The following is a 17,395-nucleotide window of genomic DNA, read 5'->3' as shown; positions in this document are numbered from 1 at the left end:
TATATGTCTTACGCTGCCATGGCTGCTTTGGCGTAACGATGCACGCTTTCCATCAACCGTTCTTTGTCCAGCTTGATATGGTATTCATCCACACCCACCGCCTTGCCCCGAGCAATGTCTTCCTCTGCCGCCAAGGTGGTCAGCGCAATGACCGGCAAATGCCGGAATCTTTTATCGCCTTTGATTTTTTCCGTTAAGGCAAAGCCGTCCATATTGGGCATCTCGATGTCGGTCACCACCATGGTGACGATGTCGCCTTGCTCTTCAAGGACGCTCCAGGCCACTCGGCCGTCTTCCCCCTCCAGAACATTAAATCCAGCCTCTTCCATGTACCCTTTCACCTGGTTGCGGAAAAAGTTGGAATCCTCGACAATAAGAATGGTCGGGGCCTGGGCCTCGTCGACTGCAATTTCCGCATAGGCGGCGTGATCTTCAAACCATTGCGGGTTGGAGATCTGCATAATTTCGAAAATGTTGACCAGCATTGTGGTTCTGCTGCCAATGATCGCCGACCCCATGATGCCGGGTTGCTTGAGCGTGACGTCGTCAATGTCGGCCGAAATCTCGATGGCGTCAATTGGACCGATGGCCAGCAGGCCAACATCCTTGCCTGCAAGATGGAAAACGATCACCAGCAGATCTTCTCGGTCGTCCAACGGCATAACCGACGCCACTTCGTCGATGCTGATCAGCGGCAGGCTGCCGCCTCGGTACTGCATGACCCGCCGTCCGCCGATTTCTTCGATGTCGTGCCGTTTGATTTTCTCCACTCGTTCCACCTGATTGAGCGGCACGCCAAATTGTTCCATCGCCGAACTGGAGAAGGTGAGCAGGGCCTGTTTGTCGCGGGTTTTGGTAATGGCTTCTTTGGCGGCTTCAGCCAGTTCAGCGGCCCGTTCGGAACCGTCCAGGGAGGTCAAGCCAGCCATCCGGGCGATGTTGGAGACGTCGAGAATCAAGGCGATGCGGCCGTCGCCCATAATGGTGGCCCCGGCATAACCCTGGCATTGCTGCAAATGCCTCCCCAGCGGTTTGATAACGATCTCCTCGGAGTCGTGCAACCGGTCGACTATAAGGCCATACTTCATGGCGCCGGTGGAGACGACGACGATGTTGAGGGCGCTTGAGGCGCTTTGCCGTCGTTCGTTTGCCTTTCTCTTGAGTTCCTGCTCGCTGCTTCGCGGAACCGGAGGCGGCGCGTCTTCTTCTTTGAACAGCGGGGTGGCCTTGGATCTGCGGTCGGCGATGTTGCGGCGGCGATCTGGTTTGATTTCGTCCTGGACTGGATCGTAATAGGTTGGATCGATTTCAAAAACCTCGGCCATCCGGATCAGGGGCAGCAGGTTGCCGCGCAAACGGACCACCTCTGCGTCGCCAACCCGCTCAACCCGCTCTTTGACTTTGGAGGCGGGAATGCGCAGCAATTCTTCCAGATTGACTTGGGGAATGGCGTACCGTTCGCCGCCGGTCATGACGATCTGGCAGGGAATAATTGCAAGCGTCAGGGGCAGTTTAATGCTGATGGTCGAGCCTTTGCCGACCTCGGATTCAATCTCGATCGAACCGCCCAACTGGTCCAAATTGGTTTTAACCACATCCATGCCAACGCCGCGACCCGAGACGTCGGTCACCTTTTTGGCGGTGGAAAATCCGGGCAGGAGGATGAGATTGATCCGTTCTTTTTCAGACATGACTTTGGCCTGATCCGAGGTGATCAATCCCTTTTTCACCGCCGCCTCAGCAAGCATGTCGCCGTCAAGCCCCTTGCCGTCGTCGCTGATCTCGATCACCACCTGACCGGCGGCGTGGTAGGCCTTGAGAACGATCAGGCCACGGGCGTCCTTGCCTTTTTTGATCCGGTCTTCCGGGGATTCGACGCCGTGGTCCACTGAATTGCGCACCAGGTGGGTCAAGGGGTCGTTGATTGATTCGATGATCGTTTTGTCGAGTTCAACATCCTTGCCGACAATGGTCAAATCGATCTGTTTGCCCAATTTTTTCGACAGATCGCGCACAACCCTGGGGAACTTGTTAAAGACGTTGCCAATGGGCTGCATCCGGGTGAGCATGATGGCCTCCTGCAGTTCGGAGGTCACCAGATCAATGCGCTGGCCAACGGCTTCCGCGTTGCGAATGTCGCCGGAGGTGATGGTCTGCAGCAACTGGTTGCGCGACAGCACCAACTCGCCGGCAAGATTCATCAATTGATCAAGCAGGCTGACCGTGACCCGAATGCTGGTGTCGGTTTTTTGCATGCTCGGCGCGGTTTTGCGCATCCGCGCGCCGCTCGCGTTTTCGGCCGCAACGGCTCCTGCCAAGTCTATATCGTGGTCGTCGCCGGTTTCTTCTTCGGATTCCGCCGTCATTTCCTCAATGACCTCGTCTTCAATCTCCGGAGCGGCCTCAGGTTCCCTCTCGGGTTCCGGCACGGGTTCGGGCGCAGCAGGCAAAGCAGCGGCAACCGCCCGCTCTGGCCTAGGAGCGCTTGCCGGCGCTTCGCCGCCTTCATAGATGAGATTGAGCACGGTTGTGTGTTTGGTAATATCGACACTGTTGCTGTTGCCGACATCCTCGATCAAATGCTGCAGTTCGTCGGCAGCCAGCAAGAGCACGTTGACGATGTCGGGGTTGGGAACCAGCTTACAGCTGCGGATCAAACCAAGAACGTTTTCCGCAGCATGCGCCAGATCCTGGATCACCGTCAATCCCATGAATCCTGCGCCGCCCTTGATGGAATGCGCCGCACGAAACACCTTGTTCACCAGTTCAACGTCGATATCGGCCCCCCCTTCTTCAATCGCGAGGAGATCGTTTTCGATATCTGCCAGATGCTCAAGCGATTCTTCTATAAAACCCTGCAATATTTCGTCATCTTCGATAGACATAAACGGTTCTCCCTCAATAAGATGGTGGCGTGTTCGACGGTCAGGATTTCGGCTTTACGGGGTTGACGCTGCACGCTTTATACAGGCAAATCCCTTGGAGGCCGCAATCTTACAAGTATTGTACGTGTCCAGCGGTGATTGTACAGATTTTTTTCCAAGGCCGATTGTTATTGGGAACCATTGAGTTTCTGCTCAATGGCGACGGCCTACGCGAGGAAAAAATGCGATGAGGAACAAGAGGCCGAGAAGAGCGTTAATCCAGGGAGAAAACGGAACTCCAGGTTTTCGAGACTCGGTTGTGGTGATATGACGCCAATGCGCGGCGTGCTTGACGAACAAGGGCGATCAAAAACAAAGGAGAAGATTATTTGCCGATGGCGTGAACCTTGACCTCATAGGTGATGGGTCTGCCGGCTAAAGGATGATTGTAGTCAATGGTAACGGATTCCTTGCCTGCCGCCAACACTGTGGCAGGAACCTGCTGCTGGACGCCGTCTTTTTCAACTGCCAAGGAAAGGATCATGCCGGGTTTGGGATCTATGCGGCCGGCAAATGTGGCGCGCGCAATTTCATGCACCAAAGATTTGTAGTAGGGGCCGTAAGCGTCTTCCGGTTGGATGTGAACTGTGCGGGTTTGGCCGACTTCGACCCCCATTAGGGACGCTTCGACTGCCTTGAGGATGCGGCCGGCCCCGATGGTCAGGGTGATTGGCTTATCTTCTGGAACGTTTTCGATAACTTCTCCCGAAGGAAGGGCTGCGGTGTAACTAACTGAAACAGTATCGAAAAGCTGAACAGAATGCATAAAGATCGACCTCTGGTAAAAGGGGAATTGGTAAAATGACGGTGATTATACACGGAGAGCCGCCACTTGACAAGGGCCTGCTTTCTGCAGACGGAAGACTTGACAAAGTGGCGATGAAGGCATAAATGTGCTATCCCCATAGAAGCCGAAGCAAATCATTAACGTGGAGTCCGTCTTCGGCCGCAACTTGTCGACCTCCGCGCAGCTTGCCGCTCCTGGGCCGCCCGGAACACATCACCATCCGTCAGACGGATCGCCACCATTTCATTGAACAACGACTATGATAGAACTCGCTTTTGCCAAGGATACAAACGGCCTGTTGCCTGCTGTGGTGCAGGATTATCGGACAGGCGAGGTGTTGATGCTTGCGTACATCAATCAACTTGCCTGGGAAAAAACACTGGAAACCGGCAAGGCCCATTATTGGAGTCGCTCGCGCAACAGCCTGTGGCTCAAAGGGGAAACATCGGGGCATGTGCAGCTGATCAAGGAAATCTTGGTCGATTGCGATCAGGACACGGTGCTGTATAAAGTGGAACAGTTGGGCGGAGCAGCCTGCCATACAGGGTATCGCAGCTGCTTTTATCGGAAAGTGACGGGAGACGCCTTGACCGTGCACGAGCAGGAACGGGTTTTTGACCCTACTGCGGTTTATGGCGCAAAATAAAGCAGAAAAAGCTATTTTTAAGGTAACATAATGAATGTATTGAAATTGGGTATTCCCAAAGGCAGTTTGGAAGACGCCACCATCGCCCTGTTCGAGAAATCGGGCTGGCGGATTAAACTTGCTTCGCGCAACTATTTCCCCGAGGTTGACGATCCTGAACTGTCCTGCTCCATTTGCCGGCCGCAGGAAATGTCGCGCTATGTGGAGACAGGCATGCTGGACGCCGGCATTACCGGCAAGGACTGGACCCTGGAGAACGAGTCGGACGTGGAGGTTGTCGCCGATCTGGTGTATTCCAAGGTGAGCAAGAAGCCGACCCGCTGGGTCATCGCGGTTCCCGGCGATTCCAACATCACCCGGGTTGAGCAGCTGGACGGCAAACGCATTGCCACCGAACTGGTCAACGTCACCCGCAAGTTTTTTGAACAACGCGGACTCAAGGTTGACATCTCGTTTTCCTGGGGCGCCACCGAGGCCAAAGCGGTTTCAGGGCTGGCCGACGCCATCGTTGAGGTGACCGAAACCGAATCCACCATTCGCGCCCACGGCCTGCGGGTGATCCACGAGATGATGCAGTCCAACACCCAGCTGATCGCCAGCAAGGAAGCGCTGGCCGATCCCTGGAAACGGGAAAAAATTGAAAACATCGCCATGCTGTTGCAGGGCGCATTGCGGGCCGACCGCATCGTTGGCTTGAAAATGAACGTCTCCCAGGAGCGACTGGATGCGGTGATCGGCATGCTGCCCAGTCTCCATGCCCCAACCGTGGCCCAACTCTATAAGCAAGAGTGGTTTTCGGTGGAAACGGTTATCTCCCAGCACCAGGTGCGCGATCTCGTTCCCAAGCTGAAGAAAAACGGGGCTGAAGGCATTATCGAGTATTCGCTCAACAAAGTTATCTGAGCGGCGGCGCAAGCTGTTGACAAACAACAAGGCGAGAGAGGAGAAAGGTATGGATTTCAGGAAAGTGCAGTTTCTCCTCTCCGCCCACGCCATCCGGCAATTGCCCGATCCGGTATGCCCGGACGTGGCCTTTGCCGGTCGTTCCAATGTCGGTAAATCAAGCCTGATCAATCGACTGGTGGACCGGACCAATATGGTCAAAACCAGTTCCAAACCGGGCAAAACCCAGAGTCTCAACTATTTTTTGGTTGATGAAGCGCTTTACCTGGTCGATTTGCCAGGATACGGTTTTGCCCAGGTTTCCCAAGAGATCCGCAAGAGTTGGAAGGGGTTAATCACCGAGTATGTGGAAAATCGGTCAACCCTTGCCTGTGTGATTGTGATTATTGACCTGCGCCATGAACTCAAAAGCCTTGATCGGGAACTGATCGACTGGCTCCGTTATCTCAACAAACCGTTTCTCCCGGTGTACACCAAGGCGGATAAGCTCAGCCGCAACAACCAGTTTAAACACGCCGCCGCCCTGGATGCCGGACTGACCCTTACCCCAGACGAGCGGATCGTGTTTTCCGCCCGCACCGGCCTGGGGCTGGACAGCCTGCGCAGCCGCGTTGCCGCCTGCGCCGAGGCCGTCACGATTTCCCCGGTTGAACCGCCGCTTACTGATCCGATTTAAGCACCGCCAAAAAGGCGCGTTGCGGAATGTCAACGTTGCCCACGGTTTTCATCCGCTTTTTCCCTTCCTTCTGTTTTTCGAGCAATTTCCGCTTTCTGGATATATCACCGCCGTAACATTTTGCCGTAACATCCTTGCGCAGGGCGGAAATGGTCTCCCGGGCAATGACGTTGCCGCCGATGGCCGCTTGAATGGCAATCTTGAACATCTGGCGGGGGATCTCTTCCTTGAGTCGTTCGCAGGCGTTTAACCCGCGTTCTCGGGCCTTGACCCGATGGGTAAGCTGAGACAGGGCGTCGACCTGTTCGCCGTTGACCAGGATGTCGAGTTTGACCAGATCGCTGGGACGGTAGTCCATCAGTTCGTAATCAAAAGAGCCGTATCCTTGGGTGACTGATTTCAACCGGTCGTAAAAATCGTAGATCACCTCGGCCAGGGGCAGTTCGCAGATGAATTCGATCCGGCCGGGCATGGGATAATGGTATTTGGTGTTTTCGCCGCGCCGTTCCATGCACAGGGTCATGACCACGCCCATGTACCGCTCGGGGATATGAATGGTGGACTTGATAAAGGGTTCCTCAATGCGGACGATGGAACCCGGATCCGGAAAGTACGAGGGGTTGTCGATCTCGACCACGGTTTTGTTCTGTAGGTAGAAAATGTATTTGACTGTGGGCACGGTCAGGATGAGGGAAATGTCGAATTCCCGCTCCAGCCGCTCTTGCACCACTTCCAGGTGCAGCAATCCCAGAAAGCCGCAGCGGAATCCAAAGCCCAGAGCGGCTGAGGAGTCCTTTTGAAAGGTAAGGGCCGCGTCGTTGAGTTTGAGTTTTTCCAGGGCGCTGGCCAAATCCTCGTAATCGTCGGTGGCAATAGGGTAGAGCGAGGAAAACACCACCTGCTGCACCTCCTTGAAGCCAGGCAAGGCGGTAGGGCAGGGGGCATCTTTCAGCGTGATGGTGTCGCCGGGCCGGGTGTCGGAGACGGTTTTGACGCCGGCGATGATGTAGCCGACCTCGCCGGCGGAGAGTTGCCCTCTTGCTTCGCGGCGCAGACGAAAAATGCCCAGTTCCTCCACCCGGTAATCGGCGCCGTTGGACATGAACATGATTTGGTCGCCGGTTTTCACTGTGCCGTTGACAATGCGCACCGAAATGACCGTGCCGCGATAGGGGTCATAATTGGCGTCAAAGATGAGCGCTTCAAGCGGTACGTTTGGATTGCCTGTGGGGGGAGGCAACAGGCGGGTAATGGCGTTGAGCAGTTCCTTGACCCCTTGGCCGGTTTTGGCCGAACACATTTGCACGGTCTCCCCGTCGAGTCCCAAATCTTCCTCGATTTGCGCCGCCACCTTTTCCGGCTCTGCGGCGGGCAGGTCGATTTTGTTGATCACCGGAATGATTTCCAGGTTGTTTTCCATCGCCAGGTAGAGGTTGGCCAATGTCTGCGCCTCAATGCCCTGGGCCGCATCGATGAGCAGGAGGGCGCCCTCGCAGGACGACAGAGCGCGGGACACCTCGTAGCTGAAATCCACATGGCCGGGCGTGTCCACCAGGTTAAGGGTGTAGGTTATGCCGTCGTCGGCCAGAAAGGGCAGACAGATGGTCTGGGATTTGATGGTAATGCCCCGTTCCCGCTCGATGTCCATGCTGTCGAGGAGCTGGTCCTTGAATTCGCGATCAGTGACCATGTCGCAGTGCTGGATCATCCGGTCGGCCAAGGTTGACTTGCCATGGTCAATATGTGCTATTATGCTGAAATTTCTAATTTTATTCATAGGGAACGAAAAAGAGGAATAAAGGGAAAACGGCAACGACAAAGAGGGGCATTCTTAGCATAGATTGGCCGAAAAAAAAACTCTTCAACCCCTTCCTGTCATATTAAAGTGTTTTTTTTCAATTTTTCGGGTAGAATTTTTATATGAGCCCTGCATGTGAGTTATCTCCTTGCAGGGTTATGTTTTCCAACGATATACCAGAGATTAATGAGAGATCAGAGCGAAATCGACAGTGTGGATCAGGATGAACCGCCGCAGCACGCCTTGATGCTGACCAGCAGCGACGAGAATCTGCCGGCGCTGAGTAATCCAGCCCTCCATCGCTATCTCCAGGAAATTAGCCAGTACGAATTGTTGAGCCGCGAGGAAACTGAGGAGTTGGCAGTGCGGTTTCAGGAAACCGGCGACCCGGACGCCGCCTATCGCCTGGTTTCGTCCAACCTACGTTTGGTGGTCAAGGTGGCGATGGATTTCCAGAAATACTGGATGCAGAATTTCATGGATTTGATCCAGGAAGGCAATGTCGGCCTAGTTCAGGCAACCAAGAAATTTGACCCCTATCGGGGGGTGAAGTTCTCCTACTACGCAGCATACTGGATCCGCGCCTACATCCTCAAATTCATCATGGACAACTGGCGGCTGGTTAAAATCGGCACCACCCAGGCCCAGCGCAAACTGTTTTTTAGTTTGAACAAGGAAAAGAAACTCCTTGAGTCGCAGGGGTTCAAACCGGAAGTCAAATTGCTTGCGGAGCGTCTTAACGTCAAGGAAAGCGAAGTCATTGAGATGAGCCAGCGCATGGACAACTGGGACGTCTCTCTCGAGGCTCCGGTCCGCAGCGACTCCGAGGACGAGCAGAAAAATTTCCTTCCCCATGATGGTCCGGGGATCGAAGAAATGGTCGCCAGCCAGGAAATGCGCGAGCGGTTGGCCACAATCCTCGCGGAACTCAGCACCCGCCTCAACGAGAAGGAGCAGGTCATCCTCAACACCCGCCTGCTCAGCGATGAACCCAAAACTCTGCAAACCATTGCCGATGAATTCAACATTTCCCGGGAACGAGTTCGGCAGATTGAAGCCAATTTACTAAAAAAATTACGAAAACAGTTCGAAAAAGAAATGCCTGACATCCAGGATTTTCTCAGCGGCGACGGCGTAATCCTTGCCGCTGGACCGACAGATCAGTTCTCCTGACCGCCTCGCTCTTTTCAACGTCACTCCCTACTCTTCTATTCTGAATTGCCCCAATGAACGTACCCTTGCTTGATTTAAAACCGCAGTTAGCCCCGTTACGCCCACAGATCATCGAAGCGGTTACCCGCGTCATCGACTCCACCGGATACATCCTGGGACGTGAAGTCACTGACCTCGAAGAAAAAATTGCCCGTTACTGCGGCGCCGCCTTTGGCGTTGGCGTGTCTTCGGGAACAGACGCCCTGTTGGCGTCATTGATGTCGTTGAATGTCGGCGCTGGCGATCTCGTGCTGACCACGCCTTACACCTTTTTCGCCACCATGGGCACGGTGCTTCGGGTTGGCGCCCAGCCGGTGTTTGTTGACGTTGAGCCCGAGAGCCTGAACATGGATCCGCAGCATGCGGCCGAGGTCCTGGAAGCCGACCGCAAGGCCGGCGGCCGGATTAAAGCCATGATTCCAGTGCATCTCTATGGACAATGCGCCGACATGCAGCGCATCATGGCCCTTTCGGCAGAGTATGGCGTGCCGGTGATTGAAGACGCCGCCCAGGCCATTGGCGCCGAATTTCCATACGAGGAAGACGGCACTGTTACTTGGCGGCGCGCCGGCAGCATGGGCCTTTGCGGCTGTTTTTCCTTTTTCCCCAGCAAAAACCTAGGCGGTATCGGCGACGGCGGCATGGTCACCACCTCGGACAAAGGGTTTGCCGACATTCTCAAATCCAACCGCAATCATGGCGCGGAACCCAAATATTATCACTCGCGGGTAGGCGGCAATTTTCGTCTGGATCCCATCCAGGCTGTCGTCTTGGCCATCAAGCTTGAGCACTTGGAAAATTGGCATGCTGGACGTCGGCAAAATGCAGCCCATTATCGGCAACTGTTTCAGGACGCCGGATTGACAGGTTCCCCGGTCACGCTGCCTTCGGCAATTTATGTGAACATCACAGGGGCCGAGCAGCACAATCATCACATCTACAACCAGTTTGTCATCCATGTGCCCCAGCGCGACGCTTTACGGCAGTTCCTGCAGGAGCAATCCATCGGTTGTGAAATTTATTATCCTCTTTGCCTTCACCAGCAGGAATGTCTGCAATCCGGGGCGTACAAATCGCAGGCGTTTCCGGTAGCGGAGCAAGCCGCCGCCAATTCGCTGGCCTTGCCCATCTATCCGGAACTGACCTATGAGCAGCTGGCCTATGTGGTTGAGACGATAAAACGATTTTATCATGCAGGCTGAGTGCAGCACGTACGAACGCCGTTTCCGTCTGTAGCTGCGAATCTTGCAATGGAAACATTGTCGTAAATTTGACCACGCATGATGCAACAACGAAAGCGTTGAGCCCGGCTCAACGCTTTCTCCTTATTACAGTGTGCTAATAAAAAGCAAAAAACATCAGGAGGAGTGAACATGGTTGTACGTATCCCGATGTCCTTGGCAGGCAATCGGAAACTTCGTGAAGAGCTGGAACGGCTTGAGCGGGTAGAACGGCCCGATATTGTCAAGGCGATCGAGGTGGCGCGGGCGCACGGCGATTTGAGTGAAAACGCCGAATATCACGCCGCGAAAGAACGGCAGAGCCTCGTCGAGGGAAGGATTCTGGAATTGAAAGACAAGCTCGGGCGGGCGGAAATCATCGACTGTTCGAAGGTCTCCACCCGACGCGCGGTCTTTGGCACTGTCGTCACCCTGATGGATCTGACAACCGAAGTGGAGGTTACGTATCAACTGCTCGGGCCGGAAGAGTCTGACGTAAAAAAAGGCTCGATTTCCGTTCTCGCGCCTTTGGGCAGGGCTTTGCTTGGCAAAGAAATCGGCGACGAGGTCGTCACCAAGACGCCTGGCGGGATGCGGGAATTCGAGGTCATTGACATCGCGGCTCCTACCACAAAATGAATGCGCGGTCCCGCCGCCGTGTATGCGCCCTATTCAACATTGCGCCAAGCGAATTTTTTTTTGCAGGCGGCAGAATCCGAACAGGGATTTCCTGTTCGGAAAAAACCGGGGAGGCGGATGTTCAGGCCGAAGGCGTAAGCAATCCGGCCTGGAAGAGGGAGATGATTTGCAGACGTACTTCTTCGGTGGTGTACGGGCAATCGTTGCCAATATGCCAACACCTTGAAATTTCATCCAAAGCGCCAAAAATAATTTGTTTGGCGATGTCCGCTTTAATTTCTTTTTGAAAAACCCCCGCCTCTTGTCCCTGCTCAATAATCGCGGCAATGATTGCAAGGTATTCGTTGAAGGTGTTCTTTCGGTACTCGCGAATGAGCTTGCTGGTTTGCCGTAATTCTATGTGGATAACTTCGGCAAGGTACCGATTTTTCTTCATCTCTTCCAGGTGATTGGTGATAAAGATCTCCAATTTAACCTTGGGATTTTCCTCTTTCTCCAACAGAAGGTTGACCTGATCAATCAGTTTACCGATTTCCTGCTCGAAAACGGAAAGAAGAATGTCGAATTTATTATTAAAATAGAGATAGATGGTGCCATCCGCCACCTTGGCTTCCTTGGCAATGTCGGAAATCCGGGCATTGAAGAAGCCCTTTTTGGCAAAAACTTTGGTGGCAGCACGTATTATCTTACGATGCTTGTCTGGTGATTTCATTTAATATGGTTTAACAGGCAATTGCCGTGAAAAATGAATGAGTCCTCATTCCGAATCGTACCAGCTTTTTGGGAGGGATGTCAAGAAAAATGCCGGTTTCCCGGCAGATTGCAAAGAAAGAGGGACAATGTATTTATGATTTTGCTGGACGAGACTGAAGATTATTTATTAGAAAGAGCGGGTTAAATCGATTGGGCGGAAATTCATTTTTTCTGGGGTGGAGGTTGGTTCTATGAAAGTTTTGGTAATTGGAAGCGGCGGCCGTGAACATGCGCTTGTCTGGAAACTCTCGCAATCAAAAGCGGTTACGGCTCTTTTCTGTGCTCCAGGCAACGCGGGAATCCAGGCAATGGCAGAGTGTGTGGACATTGCCGCCGGCGATATTGCCGGTCTGCTCGCCTTCGCGCTCAAGGAAAAAATTGATCTGACCATTGTTGGCCCTGAAGATCCCTTGACCAATGGCATTGTCGATCTGTTTCAGCAAAACGGTCTGCGGATTTTCGGTCCGGACAGTAAGGGGGCGGTGCTTGAAGGCAGCAAGGTTTTTACCAAAGATTTTCTGGAGAAATATCGGATCCCTAGCGCTCGATACGGCGCTTTCGGCAAACGGGGAGCCGCTAAGAAATTTATCAAGACCGTCGGATTGCCCTGTGTGATCAAAGCGGACGGACTGGCCGCCGGCAAGGGCGTCATTATCGCCCAAACCATTGTCGAAGCCGAGCAGGCCATTGATTTGATAATGAAAGACAAGGCCTTTGGCGCCGCCGGCAATCAGGTGGTGGTTGAAGAATTTCTCAAAGGCGAAGAGGCGTCTTTTATTGCCTTCACCGATGGACAGACCGTTTTACCCCTCCCTTCGTCGCAGGATCACAAAGCGATTTTCGACGGCGACCAAGGTCCCAACACCGGCGGCATGGGCGCCTATTCCCCGGCGCCGGTCATGACCGACGCCTTGACTCAACGGGTGATGGACGAGGTGATGCTGCCGACAGTGCGCGGCATGGCGGCGGAAGGGCGGCCCTACAAAGGCATGCTGTATGCCGGATTGATGATCGACGGCGACCGCATTAACGTGCTGGAATTCAATTGCCGCTTCGGCGATCCGGAATGCCAACCGTTGCTGCTGCGCCTGAAAAGCGATCTGGTCGAAGTTCTCAACGCCTGCATCGACGGGACCTTGGATCGGGTTACCCTGGAGGTGGATCCTCGGCCCACGGTCTGTGTCGTCCTGGCCTCCGAAGGTTATCCCGGCAAATACACGGTTGGCAAGGCGATAACCGGGCTGCCCCAGGCCGCCAAGATTGAAGGCGTGGAAGTTTTTCATGCCGGAACGACACGCAAGGGGCGGCAAATTGTGACCAACGGCGGGCGCGTTCTCGGTGTGACCGCCATAGGCGAGACCATCAAGGAGGCCATTGACCGCGCCTACCAAGCGGTCGACGTCATTCAATGGCCGGGGTGCTACTGCCGTCGCGACATCGGCCATCGGGCGCTGGCCCGTCTGAGTACACCAACGAAACCGTTGGTGGGCATTGTTATGGGCAGCGACTCAGACCTGCCGGTCATGCGGGCCGCCGCCGATTTTCTTGCCTCGGTCGGCGTTGGTTTTGAGTTGACCATCTCCTCGGCCCATCGCACGCCGGAACAAGCGGCAAACTACGCCAAGACTGCTCGTGACCGCGGCCTGCACATCATCATTGCCGGTGCGGGCATGGCGGCCCATTTGGCCGGCGTGCTGGCGGCTCACACCACCTTGCCGGTGATTGGCGTGCCCCTTGACGCCTCCTCGCTTAATGGTCTTGACGCCTTGTTGTCTACGGTGCAGATGCCTCCAGGCATTCCGGTCGCAACCATGGGCATCGGCAAGGCTGGCGCGAAAAACGCGGCAGTGCTGGCGGTTCGCATCCTGGCGCTCCAGGATGCGGCATTGCACAAGGCGCTCGAACAGCACGCGAAGAACATGGCGGCCCAGGTGGCGGCAAAGAATCAAGCCTTGACAATGTGAACCCGCCTGTTCCCGTCACTACGGAGACCCTGCACCACGCGGCTGCGCTCTTGAGGGGCGGCCGCGTGGTGGCCTTTCCGACGGAAACCTACTATGGTTTGGCGGTCGACCCTTGTAACGCCCAAGCGCTGGAACGGCTGTTTGAGATCAAGAGACGATCACGGGAACTGCCGATTTTGGTGCTGGTCTCGGGGCGCGAGCAACTACAGCAGACGACTGCTGATGTTTCAGCGGTATATGAGCGGTTAATGCAGTGTTTTTGGCCTGGCCCGCTGACCCTAGTCTGCACGGCCCGTCCTTGCCTTCCGCAACAGCTGACCGGCAACACAGGAACCGTCGGCGTTCGCCATTCGCCGCATCCAACCGCGAACCAGTTGCTCGCCGCCTTTGGCGGCCCGATTACCGCCACAAGCGCCAATCTTTCAGGTCATCCGCCGGCGGTCACTGCCGACGAGGTGGCGCGCATCTTTGCCGGCGCGGTGGACCTCATCCTTGACGGCGGCCAAACACCGGGAGGCAGTGGTTCGACCCTGGTGCGGCTGCACGGGGCCTCTCTTTCCTGTCTGCGCGAAGGAAAGATAGCCTTTTCTGCGGTGCAGGCCTGCGTTGATTCTTTAAACTCGTAAACAAGATGCCGGAGGCATGTATGGCTGATTTGCAGTGGAATAAAGCATTTGCATTGGAACAAACTGCGGGTGATGAAGAACTGCTGGAGGAATTGCTGACGTTGTTTCAGGATTCTTCAACCTCGGACTTGGAGCTGCTGCGCCAAGCTGTGGCCGCAGGCGATGCCGCTGGAGTCGTGCGCGCGGCGCACAGTTTGAAAGGCGCTGCCGCAAGTTTGGGCATTGAAGGCGTCCGTCAAGTGGCGGCGGAGATGGAGGCTGACGCTCGTCAGAATTCGATCACGATTGCCCAGGAAAAACTGTTGATCATGGCTGATCTGCTCGGTCAGTTGAAAGATATGTAACATTGCGGCTACGGCGCGAAACATTGGGGGCCGGCCCGGCTGGGAACCAGCCCCCAATGTTGCTCTCAAACACGCTGCTCACTCAGGCAAACGGCAAGCGTGTTTCACTGTTTGATAATCTCGCAATCACATTCCGCATCTTTGATGTTCAGCAAAAGAAATTTAACATCAAAGCCGTGTTTGACCAACTCGTTGTAGGCCATATCGGCCCGTGCGCCGGTGGAGCAATGCACGTAGATTTTTTTGTTTTTAGGCAGCTCGTTCATCCGCGCGGAGATTTCATCCAACGGGATGTTGATGGTGTTTTTGAAAATACCCAACTCGGCCACTTCTTCCTTGGTGCGGGCGTCAACGATGACGGCGTTTTTATCCTCTCCCGCCGCGGCTTTGCGGAAATCCGCCACTGACACCTCGCCCTTGCCCAGTTTCCTCACCCATTTGATCTCGGTGTTGAAGATCGGTCCCTTTTCGATTGCACCGCCGGCCTTGACCCAGCCGTCGTATCCGCCCTCGACCAACGAAACAAAGTTGAACTCTTCGTTGCGCACCGCCACCACGGCGTCCAGAACTTCCTTGTCGCCGTACAGGACAATGGGGGCGTTGCGGGGCACGTCGTCAAGCTCATCCTTCAGCGTCTCGTAGGGCACGCTGTAGGTGCCTTTTATCCTTCCAGCGATGGCCTTTTCGCTTGGCCGGATGTCAATGAGCACAACATTGCCGTTTTTGATAAACTCGGCGGTGGAATAGGTGGGGAGATTAGCTTTGGACCAAACCGGTTCGCCTTCATTGTAGACGTGAACATTCGTGTAGCCGAGTTTTTGAGCGATGGCGGCCGAGGACGGCGACAAGGGGCAGGTTATGCCGCCGCAATAAAAGACCAGCATGAGGTTCTTGTCTTTAGGCAGCACAGCGGCCTGTTTTTTTTCCAGCATGGGCAGGGGAATGGAATGGGCGCCCGGCAGATGCGCCTGGTCGTATCGGGCCGGCGGACGGGAGTCGACCAAAAACATCGGGGTGTTTGCATTGATCAACTTTTGCAGCTCAGCCGTTTTAATTTCTGTAACGCCGGGAGGCAATTTGGCCAATTTCAACTGCACGTCGGTTGCGAAGGCTTCCACGCCGCGCATTTCATAGGTAATTTTAACCGGTCGCCCTTTGGCGGCCTGGTTGACGCCTTTGGTTTTGTCGTCAAACTTGACCATCATCACCTTAGCCTGGTCACCCTTGCCAACGGTGATGGAAAGCGTTTTGGCCCGTTCCGAGACGCCGGCCACTTCGCCTTCATAGACTAGCTGTTCAGACTTCTGCGTCTCCTGCTGGACGACAGGCTCCTTGGCGACTTCGGCGTCTTTGGGTCCTGCACAGCCGCCGGCCAACAGGCCAAGCATCAGGCAAAGCGGGAGCAGCGGCAATTTTTTCTTGTTCACGGCAGTCCTCCTTGGTGAATTACGGGCGGCTGGGCCTCCCAGGTGTGCGCATGATCTGCGCTTGCGTCAAGGCCAGTATACCGAAGCGACAAGGCAAGAGCAAACAGGAAGAAAGATTCTCATTCAAAAGACAGGGACAAGCGAAAAAGGCGATCATGACAACATCCTCAGGCTTAAAAGAAATTGCCGTGCAGATTGCCGGCGATGAAGTGGATTTGCTCCTGGCGAGGCAGATCGGCGAGTTGATCGCCCGGCGGGGCAACGAGGAAACAACGCTGGTGGCGTGGAACGACAGCCTGCGCAACGTGCATTCGCCTCAATGTCTGCACTGCGAGATCAAAGGGGAGCCGGGATGGGAAATATACGGGCGCAACCATGGCGGCCGGCTACGGATTGCGGTGAACAACGAGGCGATTGTGCTGATTTTCAGCTAAGCAAAAGGCTCAGGGAAACGTCGGTCAATCAGCCCTCGTTGTCCAGGGAACATGCCAGTTTTTCGCTCGGCTTTTCGCCCCTAGGCGGGATGCGGCCAAACAGGGCCGTGAGATCGGCCAACCACTCGGCCACACCCGCGTTGACAAAACGCTCGGCGCACCGCCATTGCCAGTTGTTGGCGACAGTTCCCGGCGTGTTCATGCGGCAGTCGTTGCCAAAGCCGAGGACGTCCTGCATGGGTAAAATGGCCAGATTCGCGGCCGAGGACAAGGCAAGATGGATCATGTCCTGGTGAAACACGCCGGCCTCGTCGTCCTGACGATTGGCAAAGCGTTTGGCGCGTCGTTTGGCCGCCGGATCAACCTCGGGACTGAGGTACCAGCCCACTGCGGTGTCGTTGTCGTGGGTTCCGGTATACACAACGCTGTCTTTCTCTATATTGTACGGGAGATAACTGTTTGTTGAATCGCCGTCAAAGGCAAACAGCAATATGTTCATGCCCGGATAACCGAGGTTGCGGCGGAGTTCGTCAACCTCGGGCGTAATGATGCCGAGATCCTCGGCGATAATGCTCATGCCGCCCAGGCGCTGTTCCATCTCCGCAAAAAACGATTGTCCTGGGCCGGGCCGCCATTGACCGTTAATTGCGGTTGCCTCGTTCGCCGGAACAGCCCAGTAAGATGCAAAGCCGCGAAAGTGATCGAGCCGCAAGGTGTCGACCAGCGAAAAATTGAGTCGCAACCGTTGCTCCCACCAATCCCATAATTGGTTGCGCACGCACGGATCGGTCGCGTCCCAGCGATACAGCGGATTGCCCCAGCGCTGACCGGTAACGCTGAAATAATCAGGCGGAACGCCGGCCACGTGGGTGGGCTGGCTACCTGCCGGGTCCAATTGAAAAATTGCTTGGTTGATCCAGGCGTCGGCGCTGTCGAGAGCGATATAGATCGGCAGATCGCCGATCATTCGGACGCCGTGATCGCTTGCGTAGGCGCGCAGGCGTCGCCATTGACTGAAAAACACAAATTGCTCGAAGACGCG

Annotated in this window: 16 protein-coding genes; 10 read left to right on the top strand and 6 right to left on the bottom strand. The window is 55.1% G+C overall.

The window, feature by feature from the left end; genetic code table 11:
• Positions 1–8 precede the first annotated feature (8 nt).
• Positions 9–2,885, bottom strand: a complete 2,877-nt coding sequence (locus RCH93_RS06110) for a hybrid sensor histidine kinase/response regulator (RefSeq protein WP_306547441.1) — start codon at positions 2,883–2,885, stop codon at positions 9–11.
• Positions 2,886–3,249: 364 nt separating this feature from the next.
• Entirely contained in the window at positions 3,250–3,690 is a 441-nt protein-coding gene (locus tag RCH93_RS06105) for a peptidylprolyl isomerase (RefSeq protein WP_306547440.1), read from the bottom strand.
• 280 nt (positions 3,691–3,970) lie between these two features.
• On the opposite strand from RCH93_RS06105, the gene hisI reads away from it, so the two are divergent.
• Genes hisI through yihA form a run of 3 tightly spaced genes read left to right on the top strand, consistent with a single transcriptional unit; the run spans position 3,971 to position 5,936 of the window.
• On the top strand, positions 3,971–4,357 hold the full coding sequence (gene hisI / locus RCH93_RS06100; protein WP_306547439.1) for a phosphoribosyl-AMP cyclohydrolase: 387 nt from the start codon (positions 3,971–3,973) through the stop codon (positions 4,355–4,357).
• A gap of 30 nt (positions 4,358–4,387) precedes the next feature.
• Entirely contained in the window at positions 4,388–5,260 is an 873-nt protein-coding gene (gene hisG / locus RCH93_RS06095; RefSeq protein WP_306547438.1) for an ATP phosphoribosyltransferase, read from the top strand.
• 49 nt (positions 5,261–5,309) lie between these two features.
• Entirely contained in the window at positions 5,310–5,936 is a 627-nt protein-coding gene (gene yihA / locus RCH93_RS06090; protein WP_306547437.1) for a ribosome biogenesis GTP-binding protein YihA/YsxC, read from the top strand.
• Here the strand turns inward: yihA and lepA are convergent.
• Complete coding sequence (gene lepA, locus RCH93_RS06085) at positions 5,920–7,713, bottom strand: translation elongation factor 4 (protein WP_306547436.1); 1,794 nt, start codon at positions 7,711–7,713, stop codon at positions 5,920–5,922. The genes yihA and lepA overlap by 17 nt on opposite strands.
• Positions 7,714–7,920: 207 nt before the next feature.
• On the opposite strand from lepA, the gene RCH93_RS06080 reads away from it, so the two are divergent.
• The 3 genes from RCH93_RS06080 (at position 7,921) to greA (ending at position 10,805) form a co-directional block, all read left to right on the top strand.
• Positions 7,921–8,907, top strand: a complete 987-nt coding sequence (locus RCH93_RS06080) for an RNA polymerase sigma factor RpoD/SigA (RefSeq protein WP_306547435.1) — start codon at positions 7,921–7,923, stop codon at positions 8,905–8,907.
• A gap of 53 nt (positions 8,908–8,960) precedes the next feature.
• Positions 8,961–10,148, top strand: coding sequence for a DegT/DnrJ/EryC1/StrS family aminotransferase (locus tag RCH93_RS06075; protein ID WP_373693264.1), 1,188 nt, complete (start codon positions 8,961–8,963; stop codon positions 10,146–10,148).
• 171 nt (positions 10,149–10,319) lie between these two features.
• Positions 10,320–10,805 (top strand): transcription elongation factor GreA, encoded by a 486-nt coding sequence (gene greA / locus RCH93_RS06070; RefSeq protein WP_306547469.1) that lies wholly within the window; start codon positions 10,320–10,322, stop codon positions 10,803–10,805.
• A 121-nt stretch (positions 10,806–10,926) separates the two neighbouring features.
• On the opposite strand, the gene RCH93_RS06065 is transcribed toward greA, so the two are convergent.
• Positions 10,927–11,517, bottom strand: coding sequence for a TetR/AcrR family transcriptional regulator (locus RCH93_RS06065; RefSeq protein ID WP_306547433.1), 591 nt, complete (start codon positions 11,515–11,517; stop codon positions 10,927–10,929).
• 232 nt (positions 11,518–11,749) lie between these two features.
• On the opposite strand from RCH93_RS06065, the gene purD reads away from it, so the two are divergent.
• From purD to RCH93_RS06050, 3 genes are read left to right on the top strand one after another with little or no spacing between them, the layout of a single operon-like run.
• Entirely contained in the window at positions 11,750–13,522 is a 1,773-nt protein-coding gene (purD, locus tag RCH93_RS06060) for a phosphoribosylamine--glycine ligase (protein ID WP_306547432.1), read from the top strand.
• Positions 13,519–14,148, top strand: coding sequence for an L-threonylcarbamoyladenylate synthase (locus RCH93_RS06055; RefSeq protein WP_306547431.1), 630 nt, complete (start codon positions 13,519–13,521; stop codon positions 14,146–14,148). The genes purD and RCH93_RS06055 overlap by 4 nt, the downstream gene beginning before the upstream one ends.
• Before the next feature lie 20 nt (positions 14,149–14,168).
• Positions 14,169–14,492, top strand: coding sequence for an Hpt domain-containing protein (locus tag RCH93_RS06050; RefSeq protein WP_306547430.1), 324 nt, complete (start codon positions 14,169–14,171; stop codon positions 14,490–14,492).
• A gap of 104 nt (positions 14,493–14,596) precedes the next feature.
• On the opposite strand, the gene RCH93_RS06045 is transcribed toward RCH93_RS06050, so the two are convergent.
• The gene (locus tag RCH93_RS06045; protein WP_306547429.1) at positions 14,597–15,919 is read right to left on the bottom strand and encodes a rhodanese-like domain-containing protein; all 1,323 of its coding nucleotides are present in this window, start codon (positions 15,917–15,919) and stop codon (positions 14,597–14,599) included.
• 155 nt (positions 15,920–16,074) lie between these two features.
• Here RCH93_RS06045 and RCH93_RS06040 point away from each other — a divergent pair, with 155 nt between their 5' ends.
• Positions 16,075–16,353: an AF1514 family protein gene (locus RCH93_RS06040; protein ID WP_306547428.1), complete on the top strand. Its 279-nt coding sequence runs from the start codon at positions 16,075–16,077 to the stop codon at positions 16,351–16,353.
• Between the two features lie 28 nt (positions 16,354–16,381).
• Here the strand turns inward: RCH93_RS06040 and malQ are convergent.
• Positions 16,382–17,395 (bottom strand): 4-alpha-glucanotransferase (malQ, locus tag RCH93_RS06035; protein ID WP_306547427.1); only part of this gene is annotated, 1,014 nt, incomplete at its 5' end.

Origin of the sequence: Desulfobulbus sp. (assembly GCF_030824455.1) — a bacterium.
GTDB lineage: Bacteria > Desulfobacterota > Desulfobulbia > Desulfobulbales > Desulfobulbaceae > Desulfobulbus.
Note: the sequence above shows the minus strand (reverse complement) of the source record. Positions and strands in the feature narration are given on the sequence as shown.